General features: G+C 59.6%; 14 protein-coding genes. 11 read left to right on the top strand and 3 right to left on the bottom strand.

Translation table 11 applies throughout. The features are described 5' to 3' along the window. Positions 1-53: 53 nt before the first annotated feature. Together CKW19_RS14285 and CKW19_RS14280 are read right to left on the bottom strand one after the other, a co-directional pair. Entirely contained in the window at positions 54-614 is a 561-nt protein-coding gene (locus tag CKW19_RS14285) for a response regulator transcription factor (RefSeq protein ID WP_085611319.1), read from the bottom strand. After that, complete coding sequence (locus CKW19_RS14280; protein ID WP_095058413.1) at positions 607-1,869, bottom strand: ATP-binding protein; 1,263 nt, start codon at positions 1,867-1,869, stop codon at positions 607-609. The genes CKW19_RS14285 and CKW19_RS14280 overlap by 8 nt, the downstream gene beginning before the upstream one ends. A 229-nt stretch (positions 1,870-2,098) precedes the next feature. Here CKW19_RS14280 and CKW19_RS14275 point away from each other — a divergent pair, with 229 nt between their 5' ends. The 9 genes from CKW19_RS14275 (at position 2,099) to CKW19_RS14235 (ending at position 14,032) form a co-directional block, all read left to right on the top strand. Then, positions 2,099-2,815 carry an SIMPL domain-containing protein gene (locus CKW19_RS14275; protein ID WP_095058412.1) on the top strand — a complete coding sequence of 239 codons (717 nt, stop codon included), beginning with the start codon at positions 2,099-2,101 and terminating at the stop codon, positions 2,813-2,815. Positions 2,816-3,261: 446 nt separating this feature from the next. Further along, entirely contained in the window at positions 3,262-4,887 is a 1,626-nt protein-coding gene (locus tag CKW19_RS14270; protein ID WP_095058411.1) for an ABC transporter substrate-binding protein, read from the top strand. 299 nt (positions 4,888-5,186) lie between these two features. Continuing rightward, positions 5,187-6,785 carry an ABC transporter substrate-binding protein gene (locus CKW19_RS14265; protein WP_095058410.1) on the top strand — a complete coding sequence of 533 codons (1,599 nt, stop codon included), beginning with the start codon at positions 5,187-5,189 and terminating at the stop codon, positions 6,783-6,785. Between the two features lie 173 nt (positions 6,786-6,958). Next, complete coding sequence (locus tag CKW19_RS14260) at positions 6,959-8,377, top strand: OprD family porin (protein WP_095058409.1); 1,419 nt, start codon at positions 6,959-6,961, stop codon at positions 8,375-8,377. Positions 8,378-8,456: 79 nt separating this feature from the next. Beyond that, complete coding sequence (locus tag CKW19_RS14255; RefSeq protein ID WP_095058408.1) at positions 8,457-10,052, top strand: ABC transporter substrate-binding protein; 1,596 nt, start codon at positions 8,457-8,459, stop codon at positions 10,050-10,052. Between the two features lie 73 nt (positions 10,053-10,125). Next, positions 10,126-11,136, top strand: coding sequence for an ABC transporter permease subunit (locus tag CKW19_RS14250; RefSeq protein WP_095058407.1), 1,011 nt, complete (start codon positions 10,126-10,128; stop codon positions 11,134-11,136). A gap of 10 nt (positions 11,137-11,146) precedes the next feature. Then, positions 11,147-12,073 (top strand): ABC transporter permease subunit, encoded by a 927-nt coding sequence (locus tag CKW19_RS14245; protein WP_095058406.1) that lies wholly within the window; start codon positions 11,147-11,149, stop codon positions 12,071-12,073. A gap of 10 nt (positions 12,074-12,083) precedes the next feature. Beyond that, entirely contained in the window at positions 12,084-13,052 is a 969-nt protein-coding gene (locus tag CKW19_RS14240) for an ABC transporter ATP-binding protein (protein WP_095058405.1), read from the top strand. Beyond that, positions 13,052-14,032: a peptide ABC transporter ATP-binding protein gene (locus CKW19_RS14235; RefSeq protein WP_095058404.1), complete on the top strand. Its 981-nt coding sequence runs from the start codon at positions 13,052-13,054 to the stop codon at positions 14,030-14,032. The genes CKW19_RS14240 and CKW19_RS14235 overlap by 1 nt, the downstream gene beginning before the upstream one ends. A gap of 154 nt (positions 14,033-14,186) precedes the next feature. Here CKW19_RS14235 and CKW19_RS14230 read toward each other — a convergent pair whose 3' ends face one another. Further along, positions 14,187-14,444 (bottom strand): hypothetical protein, encoded by a 258-nt coding sequence (locus CKW19_RS14230; protein ID WP_095058403.1) that lies wholly within the window; start codon positions 14,442-14,444, stop codon positions 14,187-14,189. A gap of 275 nt (positions 14,445-14,719) precedes the next feature. On the opposite strand from CKW19_RS14230, the gene CKW19_RS14225 reads away from it, so the two are divergent. Further along, positions 14,720-15,373, top strand: coding sequence for an HD domain-containing protein (locus CKW19_RS14225; RefSeq protein WP_095058402.1), 654 nt, complete (start codon positions 14,720-14,722; stop codon positions 15,371-15,373). 47 nt (positions 15,374-15,420) lie between these two features. Next, on the top strand, positions 15,421-15,789 hold the full coding sequence (locus CKW19_RS14220) for a DUF4440 domain-containing protein (RefSeq protein WP_095058401.1): 369 nt from the start codon (positions 15,421-15,423) through the stop codon (positions 15,787-15,789). Positions 15,790-15,886: the final 97 nt, after the last annotated feature.

Raw genomic sequence — 15,886 nt, 5'->3', positions numbered from 1 at the left:
GATGATCGGTTCGGTTTGTCGCGAGGAGCGGCCCGCATTCGTTCAGCGCAGGTTCAGCGACGAACGGGACGCTTCTGCAGTTTGCGCTGCAGCGTGCGGCGGTGCATGCCCAGGGCGCGGGCAGTGGCGGAAATGTTGCCTTCGTGCTCGGTCAGCACGCGTTGGATGTGTTCCCACTGCAAGCGGTCCACGGACATCGGGTTTTCCGGCACCAGGCTGTCGAGGTCGGCATGCTCGGACAGCAACGCTGCCAGCACGTCGTCGGCGTCGGCCGGTTTGCACAGGTAGTTGCAGGCGCCACGCTTGATCGCTTCGACCGCCGTGGCAATGCTCGAGTAACCGGTGAGGATCACCACGCGCATTTCCGGGTCCAGCTCCAGCAACTTCGGCAACAGCACCAGACCCGAGTCGCCGTCCATTTTCAGGTCCAGGGCGGCGTAATCCGGCAGGTCGGCCTGGGCGATGGTCAGGCCTTCTTCAGCAGAGCCAGCAGTGCTGACGCGAAAACCACGGCGGGCCATGGCGCGGGCCATGACGCGGGTAAACGTTGCATCGTCATCGACCAGCAACAAATGCGGCAGTTCTTCGCCTTCGACTTGGATCTCTTCACTCATGTTCGTTTCCTCGGGCGACACGGGGCAGGCGCAGCTCGGTGAGCGTGCCACCTTCCTCATGACTGTAGAGTTTCACTGAGCCGCCAGCGCGTGTCACGCTCGCCTTACTCAAAAACAGGCCCAGACCGAAGCCTTTGCCCTTGGTGGTAAAAAACGGTTTGCCGATCTGTTCGGCAATGGCCAGCGGCACACCGGCGCCGTGGTCGCGAATGCTGATGGTCAGGTTTTCCCAATCCCAGTCCAGGGTCACTTGCAGACCTTCGGGACAGGCATCGGCGGCGTTGTTCAGCAAATTCAGCAGCGCCTGGGTCAGGTCCGGCGGCGGCGCCATGCGCGGCACCGCGCCCTGGCCGAGGCGCTGGAAGCGATAACTGGCTTCGGGGCGCATCAGGTGCCAGCGATTGAGGGCTTCGTCGAGCCAATCGGTGACGTCCTGCATCTCCACCGCCAAACGGCGATTGGCCTCCGCTGCCCGAACAAGCTGCTGCAAGGTTTCCTTGCACAGCTTGACCTGATCCTGCAGCACGCTCAGGTCGTCTTGCAGCATCGGGTCGTGATGGTCCTGACGCATTTCCTTGAGCAGCACGCTCATGGTCGCCAGCGGCGTGCCCAACTCATGGGCAGCGCCCGCGGCCTGGGTGGCGACGGCCAGTAACTGCTGATCGCGCAGGCCTTCTTCGCGGCGGATAGCGCGCAATTCTTCCTGGCGTCGCAGCTCTTCAGCCATGCGTGCGGCGAAGAACGTGATGACCGCCGCAGCGAGGGCGAAGCTCAGCCACATCCCGTACACCTGCAGGTTTTCCCGGGCAATCGGGAAGGTCTGCAATGGGTAGAACTGCGCCAGCAACAACGTGTACATCGTCAGCGCGATACCCGACAGAATCACCGAATAACGCCATGGCAGCGTCACCGCAGCGATGGTCAGCGGCACCAGGTAATAAGAGACGAAGGGGTTGGTCGAACCGCCGGAGAAATACAGCAACGCGCTGTGGATAAAAAGGTCGCAAGCCAGTTGCACGGCGTACTCAAGCTCGGTCACCGGCCACGAAGTGCGCAGGCGAATGGCCGTGAACACGCACAGCAGCATTGAACACGCGAGCGTCGCGGCCAGCTGGAACCAGGGCAGCGGCAGCAATTCGAACCAGTAGGCCAGGCCCACGGAACCGGCCTGGGCGGCCAGCACCAACGTGCGGATGAACGTCAGCCGCCAGAGGTTCTGGCGAGTGGCGGAAGTGATTTGAACGGGGGCGAGCATGAGCTCTCCTGATGAGCGCTCCAGGCGGATCACCGGGAGTATAACCAAGCGCGGGGGCTGACAGGCAAAAGTGCGGCAAACGGCCACAGTGAAGCAGCTGCAAGCTATAAGCTTCAAGCTGCAAGCTTTTACTTGTGGCTTGCAGCTTGAAACTTGCGGCTGCTCCATAGAGTCTGATGGTTTCACGCAGGCCCGGACCATACACCTGCGCACCTTTCAAGGAGCCTTCATGCACACATTCCGCCGCAGCGCCGCCCTTCTCGCCCTGAGTGCCGGCACCCTCGCCAGCCTCCCGGCCCTGGCCGCCGACGAGCTTCATTACAACCAGATTTCCCTGCGCGCCGAAGTCAGTCAGGAAGTGGCCCGCGATCTGATGATCGTGACGCTCTACACCGAAGCACAGAACACCGACCCGGCCAAACTCGCCGCCGAGGTCAGCACCACCATGAACAAGGCACTGGCCCAGGCCAAGCAGGTCAAGGACATTTCCCTGCGCCAGGGCAGCCGCAACAGCTATCCGATCTACGACACCAAGGGCCAGAAGATCACCGGCTGGCGTGAACGCGCCGAGTTGCGCCTGGAAAGCTCGGACTTCGCCGCGCTGTCGAAGCTGACCGGCGAATTGCTCACCGACATGAAAATGGGCGGCATGGACTTCGCCATCGCCACGCCGACCCGCAAGGCCAGCGAAGACGCCCTGCTAAAAGACGCCGTGACCGCGTTCAAGGCCCGCGCCCAACTGGCCACCGATGCGCTGGGCGGCAAGGGCTACAAGATCGTCAACCTGAACCTCAACAGCAATGGTTATCCACAACCGTACATGCGCGCGCCGATGATGATGAAAGCAGCGGCCATGGACAGTGCACCGGTCACGCCGGAAGTCGAAGCCGGAACCAGCCAGGTGAGCATGACCGCAGACGGGTCGATTGAAGTGCTGATGCCTTGATTCGATAACCCGACAACAAAAACGGCGATCATTAAAAATGATCGCCGTTTTTTATTGGCAGTTTTCAGGCATGAGCTATAAATGGTAGGTCTACCCGAAAAAGCGGTCGATTGGCCACTATCGGTGCAACAATAACCACTCTTATTCACGCCATACCCACCCTTAAAATCGGGGTATGAATAAGTAACACCCCGCCCTGACCGGGTGCAACCCAAGCACCGGGCGCACCGTCAAAGTGCGGCATTTGCACCGAAAAAACGTCGCGCAAACGGTCAAATGCGCCAGAAGTTACACCGATGCGACATTAAGGTACGTTCGTGCCACCGTTTAAGGCTTGTAGTCACTCTGGATCTTGCATTGGGTATGGCCCCTGCATAAGTATCCGCAGGAACGACTCACGAGGTCGTCCTCACATTCCAAAAATGACAACAAATCATGAGGCCACCATGCTTAAAAACGCGGTCATTCCGTTCTTAGTTGGCGCAAGCTTGTTAGCCAGCGCACCATTCGCCCAAGCAGCGACCAACCTGGTGTTCTGCTCCGAAGGGAGCCCGGCCGGTTTCGATCCAGGTCAATACACCACCGGAACCGACTTCGACGCCTCTGCAGAAACCATGTTCAACCGCCTGACCCAGTTCGAGCGCGGCGGCACCGCCGTGATTCCTGGCCTGGCGACCAGCTGGGACGTATCCGATGACGGCCTGACTTACACCTTCCACCTGCGTGAAGGCGTCAAGTTCCACACCACCCCGTACTTCAAGCCAACTCGTGAGTTCAACGCCGACGACGTGCTGTTCACCTTTAATCGCATGATTAACAAGGATGACCCGTTCCGCAAAGCGTACCCGACCGAATTCCCGTACTTCACCGACATGGGGATGGATACCAACATCACCAAGATCGATAAAGTCGACGATCACACCGTCAAGTTCACCCTCAAAGACGTCGATGCCGCGTTCATCCAGAACATGGCAATGAGTTTCGCCTCGGTCCAGTCCGCCGAGTACGCTGCCCAGCTGCTCAAGGACGGCAAGGCTGCCGACATCAACCAGAAACCGGTCGGCACCGGGCCGTTCGTGTTCAAGAGCTACCAGAAAGACTCCAACATCCGCTACACCGGGAACAAGGACTACTGGAAGCCGGATGACGTGAAGATCGACAACCTGATCTTCGCCATCACCACCGACCCGTCGGTACGTATCCAGAAGCTGAAGAAGAACGAGTGCCAGGTCACCCTGTTCCCTCGTCCGGCCGACCTGAAGGCGCTCAAGGAAGATAAATCCCTGAAGATGCCTGAGCAGGCGGGCTTCAACCTGGGCTACATCGCCTACAACGTGATGGACAAGATCAAGGGCGACGACAAGCCGAACCCGATGTCGCAGTTGAAAGTGCGCCAGGCGATGGACATGGCCGTCAACAAGCAGCAGATCATTGACTCCGTGTACCAGGGCGCCGGCCAACTGGCGGTCAACGCCATGCCGCCGACCCAGTGGTCCTACGACACCACCATCAAGGACGCCAAGTACGATCCTGAGAAAGCCAAAGAGCTGCTCAAGGAAGCCGGCGTCAAGGAAGGTACCGAGATCGTCCTGTGGGCGATGCCGGTTCAGCGTCCGTACAACCCGAACGCCAAGCTGATGGCTGAAATGCTGCAGTCCGACTGGGCGAAGATCGGCCTCAAGGTCAAGATCCAGAGCTACGAGTGGGGCGAGTACATCAAGCGCTCCAAGGGCGGCGAGAACGGCGCGATGCTGATTGGCTGGAGCGGCGACAACGGTGACCCGGACAACTGGCTCAACGTGCTGTTCGGTTGCGACTCCCTGGAAGGCAACAACTTCTCCAAGTGGTGCGACAAGAAGTTCGACGACATCGTCAAACAAGCCAAGCGCACTTCGGACCAAGGCAAGCGCACTGAGCTGTACAAACAAGCGCAACACGTCCTCAAAGACGCCGTCCCGATGACACCTATCGCTCACTCGACGGTGTTCCAACCCATGCGCGCCAACGTGCAGGACTTCAAGATCAGCCCATTTGGCTTGAACTCCTTCTACGGCGTCAGCGTCAGCAAGTAAGGTGTTGCAACGGCGACGTTTCTGACGTCGCCGTTGCTTTATCTACCGAGAAAGCAGGAATTTGCCTACATCCGAATCCGAAGCTGACTACAGCATTCGAGTCGGACGCGTTGCCATTTCCTACGAGTCTTTAGGACTCTACGCATTTACTGCCGGTCCCACGGTCCCTACCGTCGGGTACCGACCCGTGCATCTGTGGCTGATCGGTTTTGCTGCCTGTATGGCTTGAACTCAGTGCTGCCGCCACGTCCTGGACGAGATGGCGACTCATTGACCACACTTTGAGAAAAGGGAGCGTTATGCGCCATACCTTGGTTTTATCCGCATTGCTGGGCAGCGGCCTGTTGGCCGCCACCTCCATGAGCCAGGCCGCCAGCAGCCTGGTGTTCTGCTCCGAGGGCAGCCCCGCCGGTTTCGACACGGCGCAGTACACCACGGCGACCGACAATGACGCCGCCGAGCCGCTGTACAACCGTTTGGCAGAGTTCGAAAAAGGCGCGACCAATGTCGTACCGGGCCTGGCCACTAGCTGGGATATTTCCGAGGACGGCCTCACTTACACCTTTCACCTGCGCGAAGGGGTGAAATTTCATACAACGAAGTACTTCACGCCGACCCGTGATTTCAACGCCGATGACGTGCTGTTCACGTTCAATCGCATGCTCGACCCGCAACAACCTTTCCGTAAGGCTTATCCGACCGAGTTCCCATACTTCAACGGCATGAGCCTGAACAAGAACATCGCCAAGGTCGAAAAGACCGGGCCGCTGACCGTGGTCATGACGCTCAACAGCGTGGACGCCGCGTTCATCCAGAACATCGCCATGAGCTTCGCCGCCATCCTGTCCGCCGAGTACGCCGACAAACTGCTGGCCGAAGGCAAACCGAGCGACATCAACCAGAAGCCGATCGGCACCGGGCCGTTCGTGTTCAAGAGCTACCAGAAAGACTCGAACATCCGCTACACCGGTAACAAGCAATACTGGGACCCGAGCCGCGTGAAGCTCGACAACCTGATTTTCGCCATCAACACCGATGCGTCGGTGCGGGTGCAGAAACTCAAGGCCAACGAATGCCAGATCACGCTGCACCCTCGCCCTGCCGATGTGCCCGCGCTGAAGAATGACCCGAAACTGCAACTGATCGAGAAGCCCGGTTTCAACCTCGGCTACATCGCCTACAACGTGCGCCACAAACCCTTCGACCAGCTCGAAGTGCGCCAGGCGCTGGACATGGCGGTGAACAAGCAAGGCATTCTCAATGCCGTTTACCAGGGTGCGGGGCAACTGGCCGTCAACGCCATGCCGCCAACCCAATGGTCCTACGATGAAACCATCAAGGACGCCGCCTACAACCCGGAAAAAGCCAAGGAATTGCTCAAGGCGGCCGGTGTGAAGGAAGGCACCGAAATCACCCTGTGGGCCATGCCTGTGCAGCGCCCGTACAACCCCAACGCCAAGTTGATGGCCGAGATGCTCCAGGCCGACTGGGCGAAGATCGGCCTCAAGGTCAAGATCGTCAGCTATGAATGGGGCGAGTACATCAAGCGCACCAAGAATGGCGAGCACGACATCAGCCTGATCGGCTGGACCGGTGACAACGGTGATCCGGACAACTGGCTGGGCACGCTGTACAGCTGTGACGCCATTGGCGGCAACAACTACTCGATGTGGTGTGATCCGGCTTACGACAAGTTGATCAAGCAGGCCAAGGTCGTCACCGACCGCGACCAGCGCACCGTGCTCTACAAACAGGCGCAGCAGTTGCTCAAACAGCAGGTGCCGATCACGCCAGTCGCCCACTCAACGGTCAACCAACCGCTGAGCACCAAAATCGAAGGGTTCAAAGTAAGCCCCTTCGGCCGCAACGTGTTCTCGGGTGTCGGCCTAGAAAAATAACCGATTAGCCAAAAACGCCAGGGGGTGGATTTTCCATCCCCACGCAGGCGTGTTGCCTTTTTTCGCCATCCTGGCATCAAGCAAACGTTTGCGATGACGTAAATGAGTTCCAAACCAAACCGGATCACAGAAAAAAGACCGGTCATAAAAATAGAAAGCAAGGAGCTTTACCCATGAAACTGAGCAGCACAACGATACTGGCCTTGGCCATCAGCAGCGTAACCGCCACGGCGTACGCTGAAACCCAGAGCCAGGCTTTCACGCCCGTGACCGTGAAAGAGAAAAGTGCCCAGAGCGAAGCCAGCGGCTTTGTCGAAGGCCAGTCGATCGGCGGGACCACGCGCAACTGGTACGCCAACGAACAACTGAAACGTGGTGCCCATTTCAAGTACAACAAGAACGGTGTACTGACCAACACGGACCGCCGCATCAACTGGGTACAAGGCACCATCATCAAGTACAACTCGGGCTTCACCGAGGGCACCGTCGGTTTCAGCACTGAAGTCGCTGCCTACAACGCCGTCGCCCTTGAGCGTGATCGCAAGAACCTCGCCTCTGCCAATGGCGGAGCACCGCTCAATGGCGTTCCCGGTCTGGGTAACAACCGGACCCTGACTGAAAACGGCGGCGAGGCGGAAGACCAGTGGAGCAAACTGGGTCTGGCTAACGTCAAGGCTCGTCTCTCCAACACCACACTGACCGCCGGCCGCCAGAACTTCAGCAGCCCGATGGTCGACGTGATCGGCAACCGTGCCCTGCCCTCGAGTTTCCAGGGTGTGAGCCTGCACAGCGAAGAGCTGGAAAACCTGTCATTCGACCTGGCCACGTTCGATCGCAACTCACCGCGAACCGAAGAAAGCCTGCGTAAATTCCGCGCCGAATACGCCGACACGGTCATCGAAGCCGACCACGTGAACACTGCGGGGATCACCTACCAGCCGTTCGCCAGCCTGACCACCAGTTTGTGGGGTACCCAGGCCGAAGACCTGTGGAACCAGTACTACTTCGGCGCGAGTCACGTGCTGGGGGACAGCTCGGTACTGAGCCTGACCACCGGACTGAACTACTACAAGACGGTCGACGAAGGCAAAAAACTGCTGGGCGACATCGACAACGACACCTATTCCCTGTCGTTCGGATTGACCCATCAGGCCCATACCCTGACCTTCTCGTACCAGGAAGTGAACGGCAACGAGTACTTCGATTACCTGCACGAAACCAACGGCATCTACCTGGCCAACTCCCTGCTGTCGGACTTCAACGGCCCGAACGAGAAATCCTTCCAGGTGGCCTATGGCCTGAACATGGCCGAATACGGTGTGCCGGGGCTGAAGTTCAACATCTATCAGGCCCGCGGCTGGGGCATCGACGGTACTCATAACAATGGCGGCGCTTACGCCAGCGTGCAGTCCATGGACGGTGAACACCACTATGAATACGGCATCGGTACCACATACGCCGTGCAGAGCGGTCCGCTCAAGGCCACCACGATCCGTGGCACCTACACCGCTCACCGCGCCAGCGAAAACCAGGCTGATGGCAGCATCAACGAGTTCCGTCTCGTGACCACCATCCCGTTCAACATTTTGTAATGCACCTGCCGAACGGCTGATTCAGCAATGAACCGGCCGTTCGGCTTTTGTCCTTCCAATCGATTGCAGAGGGTTATAGATGAAAATGCTTCCCCTACGTGCGGCCATCGCAGCCGCCTTGCTGAGTGTCGCTGTCGGTGTCTCGGCCAAGCCGCTGGTGGTCTGCACCGAAGCCAGCCCCGAAGGCTTCGACATGGTCCAGTACACGACTGCAGTCACCGCCGACGCCGTGGCCGAAACCATCTTCAATCGCCTGGCAGACTTCAAGCCCGGCACCACTGACGTGATTCCGGCCCTGGCCGACTCCTGGGACATCAGCGAAGACGGTTTGAGCTACACCTTTCACCTGCGCAAAGGCGTCAAGTTTCACACCACCGATTACTTCAAGCCGACCCGCGACATGAATGCCGACGACGTGGTCTGGAGCTTCCAGCGTCAGCTGGACCCGAATCACCCGTGGCACAAGCTGTCGAGCGTGGGCTTCCCGTACTTTGAAAGCATGGGTTTCAAGGAACTGCTAAAAAGCGTCGAGAAAGTCGACGACAACACGGTCAAGTTCACCCTGACCCGTCGCGAAGCGCCGTTCCTGGCCGACATCGCCATGGCCTTCTCGTCGATCTACTCCGCCGAGTACGCTGACCAGTTGCTCAAGGCCAACAAGACTGGCGATCTGAACAACAAGCCGATCGGCACCGGTCCGTTCGTGTTCCAGCGTTACAACAAGGACGCCCAGGTCCGCTTCAAGGCCAACCCGGATTATTTCCGTGGCAAGCCACCGGCCGAAGCGCTGATCCTGGCCATCGCCACCGACAACAACGTGCGCCTGCAAAAGCTCAAGGCCAACGAATGTCAGGTGGCGCTGTATCCGAAGCCGGACGATATCCCGAGCATCAAGAAAGACCCGAACCTGAAAGTCGACGAACTGAACGCGATGACCGTGTCCTACGTCGCGATGAACACTACGCACAAATACATGAGTGATGTGCGGGTGCGCAAAGCCATCGACATCGCGTTCGACAAGGAAGCCTACGTCAATGCCCTGTTCGGCAAAGGCAATGCGACAGCAGCGGTCAACCCGTACCCGGACACCCTGCTGGGTTACAACCACAGCCTGAAGAACCCCGTCCGTGACCTCGACAAGGCCCGTGCCCTGCTCAAGGAAGCCGGCGTACCGGAAGGCACCACGTTCACCCTGTTCACCCGCAACGGTGGCGGTCCGACCAACCCCAACCCGATGCTCGGCGCGCAGATGATGCAGGCCGACCTGGCCAAGGTCGGGATCAAGATCGACATCCGCGTGATGGAATGGGGCGAAATGCTCAAGCGCGCCAAAAACGGCGAGCACGACATGGTTTCCGCCGGATGGGCGGGCGATAACGGCGACCCGGATAACTTCCTGACGCCTATGCTCAGTTGCGAAGCCGCCAAGAACGGCGAAAACTATGCACGCTGGTGCAATGACAAGTTCCAGGCGCTGCTCGATCAGGCCCGGGAAAAGACCGATCCGGCCGAACGCGCAGCACTCTACGAGCAGGCCCAGGTTATTTTTAATCAGGACCAGCCTTGGATCAGCATGGCACACACTAGAATGTTCACCGCAATGCGCAACAACGTAGAGGGCTATCACATTAGCCCCCTCACCACGAATAACTTCGCCACCACCCAGGTGAAGTAAATAAGAAAACTCCCGGCATACCCGACCCAGGCATGCCGGGCACGCCTAACCGGCTGATGAGGTACACCTTACGATGTTTAGTTTTATTGCCCGCCGACTGGGGTTACTGATCCCCACGTTCTTCGGCATCACCTTGCTGACCTTCGCGTTGATTCGCATGATCCCTGGCGACCCCGTGGAAGTCATGATGGGCGAACGCAGAGTCGACCCGGAAATGCACGCTCAGGCAATGGAACGCCTAGGTCTGAACAAACCCCTGTATGCCCAGTACCTGGATTACATCGGCAAGCTGGTCCACGGCGACCTCGGCGAGTCCTTGCGCACCCGTGAAAGCGTGTGGACCGAGTTCACCTCCCTGTTCCCCGCGACCCTGGAACTGTCCATGGCCGCGCTGCTGTTCGCCGGCATCCTGGGCCTGCTGGCCGGGGTGATCGCGGCCCTCAAGCGAGGGTCCTTGTTCGACCATGGGGTGATGGGCATCTCCCTGGCGGGATACTCGATGCCGATCTTCTGGTGGGGCCTGATCCTGATCATGTTCTTCTCGGTGAGCCTGGGCTGGACCCCGGTGTCCGGGCGGATCGACCTGCTGTACGACATCGAGCCGCGCACCGGTTTCATGCTGATCGATACGCTGCTGGCCGATGACGTCGGCGCGTTCCTCGATGCCCTGCATCACCTGATCCTGCCGGCCATCGTGCTGGGTACCATTCCGCTGGCGGTGATTGCGCGGATGACCCGTTCCTCGATGCTCGAAGTGCTGCGCGAGGACTACATCCGTACCGCCCGCGCCAAAGGCCTGTCGCCGTCGCGCGTGGTGTTCGTGCACGGCCTGCGCAACGCGCTGATTCCGGTGCTGACCGTGGTCGGCCTGCAAGTCGGCACCCTGCTGGCCGGTGCGGTCCTGACCGAAACCATCTTCTCCTGGCCCGGCATCGGCAAATGGCTGATCGAAGCCATTGGCGCCCGGGACTACCCGGTCGTACAAAACGGCATCCTGTTAATCGCCTGCCTGGTGATTCTGGTCAATTTCGTGGTGGACATCCTCTACGGCTTTGCCAACCCACGCATCCGTCATCAGCGCTGAGGTCAATACCATGAGCACTCCAACATCCTCAGTAGCCACCGCCACGCCCGTCGTGGATCAGAGCCTGCTGTACCCGTCGCCGTACAAAGAATTCTGGCAAGCGTTCTCCAAGAACAAGGGCGCCGTCGCCGGCCTGATGTTCATGCTGCTGGTGATTTTCTGCGCCATCTTCGCCCCGTGGGTTGCGCCCCATGATCCGAGCGAGCAATACCGCGACTTCCTGCTGACCCCGCCGGCCTGGCTGGAAGGTGGGCAGATCCAGTTCCTGCTCGGCACCGATGAGCTGGGCCGCGATTTGCTGTCGCGCCTGATCCAGGGTTCGCGGTTGTCCTTGATGATCGGCTTGTCCTCGGTGGTCATGTCGCTGATCCCGGGCATCCTGATGGGCTTGCTCGCCGGGTTCTTCCCGCGCGTACTCGGCCCGACCATCATGCGTTTGATGGACATCATGCTGGCCCTGCCCTCCTTGCTGCTGGCTGTGGCGATCGTCGCCATCCTCGGCCCTGGCCTGATCAACACCGTAATCGCCATCGCCGTGGTGTCCCTGCCGTCCTACGTTCGTCTGACCCGCGCGGCGGTGATGGGCGAACTGAACCGCGACTACGTGACTGCCGCCCGCTTGGCCGGTGCCGGTCTGCCGCGCCTGATGTTCATCACCGTGCTGCCCAACTGCATGGCACCGCTGATCGTTCAAGCGACCCTGAGCTTCTCCTCGGCGATTCTCGATGCCGCCGCCCTGGGCTTCCTCGGCCTTGGCGTACAACCGCCAACCCCTGAGTGGGGCACCATGCTGGCTTCGGCCCGCGACTACATCGAACGCGCGTGGTGGGTCGTGAGCCTGCCGGGTTTGACCATTTTGCTCAGCGTGCTGGCAATCAACTTGATGGGTGACGGCCTGCGCGATGCGCTGGACCCGAAACTCAAGAACGCCGCCTGAGGAGATTCCCATGTCACTGCTAGAAATCAAGAATCTCAACGTTCGCTTCGGCGACAAGAACGCCGTGCCGGTGGTCGACGGTCTCGACCTGAAAGTGGACAAGGGCGAAGTGCTGGCCATCGTTGGCGAGTCGGGTTCGGGCAAGTCCGTGACCATGATGGCGCTGATGGGCCTGATCGAGCATCCCGGCATCGTCACCGCCGACTCGCTCAGCTTTGACGGCAAGGACATGCTCAAGTTGAGCAACCGTCAGCGTCGGCAAATCGTCGGCAAAGACCTGTCGATGGTTTTCCAGGACCCGATGACCGCGCTGAACCCGAGCTACACCGTGGGTTTCCAGATCGAAGAAGTGCTGCGCCTGCACCTGAAAATGTCCGGCAAGGCCGCCCGCAAACGCGCCATCGAACTGCTGGAAAAAGTTGAAATCCCGGGTGCCGCGAGCCGCATGGACGCTTACCCGCATCAACTCTCCGGCGGTATGAGCCAGCGTGTCGCCATTGCCATGGCGATTGCCGGTGAACCGAAACTGCTGATCGCCGACGAACCGACCACCGCCCTCGACGTGACCATCCAGGCGCAGATCATGGACCTGCTGCTGGCGTTGCAGAAAGAGCAGGACATGGGCCTGGTGCTGATCACCCACGACCTCGCCGTCGTGGCTGAAACCGCCCAGCGCGTGTGTGTGATGTACGCCGGTCAAGCCGTCGAAGTCGGCCAGGTGCCGCAACTGTTCGACATCCCGGCACACCCGTACAGCGAAGCGCTGCTCAAGGCGATTCCGGAACACAGCCTCGGCGCCGCGCGCTTGTCGACGTTGCCAGGCATCGTGCCCGGTCGCTACGACCGTCCGCAGGGTTGCCTGCTGTCGCCGCGCTGCCCGTATGTGCAGGACAACTGCCGTGCGCAGCGTCCGAGCCTTGATCCGAAAAGCCACAGCCTCGCCCGCTGCTTCTACCCGCTGAACCAGGAGGTGGCGTAATGGCCGTCGTTCTTACCGCCCGCGACCTGACCCGTCACTACGAAGTGTCCCGTGGCCTGTTCAAGGGACACGCGACCGTACGCGCCCTCAACGGTGTGTCGTTCGAACTGGAAGCCGGCAAGACCCTCGCCGTCGTCGGTGAATCGGGCTGCGGCAAGTCCACCCTCGCCCGTGCCCTGACCCTGATCGAAGAGCCGTCCTCCGGTTCCTTGAAAATCGCCGGACAGGAAGTCGCCGGCGCCGATAAGGCCCAGCGCAAGCAACTGCGCAAAGACGTGCAGATGGTGTTCCAGAGCCCGTACGCCTCGTTGAACCCGCGGCAGAAAGTCGGTGATCAATTGGCCGAGCCATTGCTGATCAACACCAACCTCAGCGCCTCGGAACGCCGCGACAAAGTCCAGGCGATGATGAAGCAGGTGGGTTTGCGGCCTGAGCATTACCAGCGCTATCCGCACATGTTCTCCGGCGGTCAGCGCCAGCGGATTGCGCTCGCCCGGGCGATGATGCTGCAACCGAAAGTGCTGGTGGCGGACGAACCGACCTCGGCGCTCGACGTGTCGATTCAGGCACAGGTGCTGAACCTGTTCATGGATTTGCAGCAGGAATTCAACACGGCCTACGTGTTCATCTCGCACAACCTGGCGGTGGTGCGTCACGTCGCCGATCACGTGATGGTGATGTACCTCGGCCGCCCCGTGGAAATGGGCCCGAAAGAGGACATCTACACCCGCCCTCTGCACCCGTACACCCAAGCCCTGTTGTCGGCCACGCCGACCATCCACCCGGATCCGGACAAGCCGAAAATCAAGATCGTCGGCGAACTGCCCAACCCGCTGAACCCACCGTCCGGCTGTGCTTTCCACAAGCGCTGCCCGTACGCCACCGAGCGTTGCAGCACTGAAGAACCGGCCCTGCGCCTGCTCGACAGCCGGCAGGTGGCTTGCCATTACGCCGAGCAATTCCTCGACGGCGCGGCGTAAAAAATGCGGGAGCTAGCCTGCTAGCGATTGCGGTGTGCCAGTAACCACAAATGTTGACTGGTATGCCGCTATCGCCAGCAGGCTAGCTCCCACAGGGTTTCTGTTGACCAAACCCCTTCCACTTCACTGGAAGGGGTTTTATTTTGTCTGTGATTTACGTCTGGCTGTCGCCCTCTTCCTCTTCATCGGAGTCCGGCTCGTCGGTGGTCGAATCGTCATCGCTCGCAGCACCACCCTGCCCCTGATCGCCCGGTTCGGACTCGGACTTGGCGATCATCAGCTCGCCATGCGCCCCCTGCCCGCTCGATGCCTGTGTCTCGTGCTCCTCACACTCAGCCCAAACCGCCGAACTGCCCAAGGTCAACATCACCAGCACCTTCAACATCAATAAAACGCGTAGCCATCTGTTCATAGTCGAATCCCTCCTTCATAGAGTGCCTTTCTGGCGCTGATTAAAATCTAGTTCCGATCAGCCGGGTTCTCCAGATAGGACGCTAACAGATGAGAGAAAATGCCAATGCCTGGCAGATTGGTTTTGAATAATAGTTATGCCGAAAAGGTCAAAGCGTGTTCCGCCTTCCAGAACGCTTGTGCACCCACAGAATCCCTCGCAGGATTCGCGGGATTCGCGGGATGTACGCAGGACAGGACTTCCCGTGATCGACACGTTTAATCAAAGGACACAGCATGATCAGCAACGCCTTCGCACCGATGCAATCACTCGCCACCACCCTGCTACCTCACGCCCTGGAACCCTCGGAAGACGGCGCTCACGACCTTTCGCACCTGCAACGGGTTTGGCACAACGCCCACTTGATTCAGGCACAGGAAGGTGGCGATCTAGAGGTGCTGCTGGCGGCGGTGTTGTTGCATGATTGTGTAGCAGTGGAAAAGAACTCGCCGTTGCGCTCGCAGGCATCGCAATTGGCAGCGCGCAAAGCGTCAGGGGTATTGGCGAAGTTGGATTGGCGCGAGACAAAAATCGCCGCCGTCGCCCACGCCATCGAAGCCCATAGCTTTTCCGCCAACATCTCGCCGACCTCGCTGGAAGCGAAAATCGTGCAGGACGCCGACCGCCTCGACTCCCTGGGTATGCTCGGCGTCGCCCGCACCTTTTACGTTGCCGGGCGCATGGGCAGCGCCCTCTACGACCCGCAGGACCCGCAGGCCAATGACCGCGACTATGACGACACTCGCTTCTGCATCGACCATTTCCAGACCAAGCTGCTGCACTTGGCAGACGGCTTCCAGACTGCGACAGGGCAACGTCTGGCACAGGTTCGTCATGAGCGTTTGAAGGGGTTTCTGGAACAGTTCAAGGAAGAGATCGGGATTGGCTGATACGCCAGGAGCACTGAACCGGCATAACTCAGGAAAGGACAAGCGCCATGGATCTGTCGCAAACACTGCTGCAACTTGAACGACGCCTCCTGTCACACACGACTCGACGGAATGCTGAAGAAATCTCACGCCTACTCGCGGATGACTTTATCGAGTTCAGCGCCAGTGGCGGCATCTGGAGCAAGGCCGAAGTGGTCGAGCAGTTGCCCCATGAGTCGTTTATCCAACGGAGCATCAGCCACTTTGCCATCAAGCCATTGTCAGAAGAGACCGCCTTGGTGACTTATCATTGTTACGTCGACAGCCACGACCATCCCGGCGCAGTCCACAGTCTGCGCAGTTCCATCTGGCGTAATCGGGGCGAGCAGTGGCAGATGGTTTTCCACCAGGGGACATTGATTCCCAGTGAACAATGACGCAGGCATTCATGGCGAATCCGGATCCCTCGCGAGCAAGCTCGCTCCTACAGTGCCCGCGGCGAGTCAGAGAATGTTGTGAACGTCCCGGATTACT

Source organism: Pseudomonas sp. Irchel s3f7, assembly GCF_900187615.1.
In the GTDB taxonomy this organism is placed as follows: domain Bacteria; phylum Pseudomonadota; class Gammaproteobacteria; order Pseudomonadales; family Pseudomonadaceae; genus Aquipseudomonas.
This window is presented reverse-complemented; position numbering and strand designations above follow the sequence as displayed.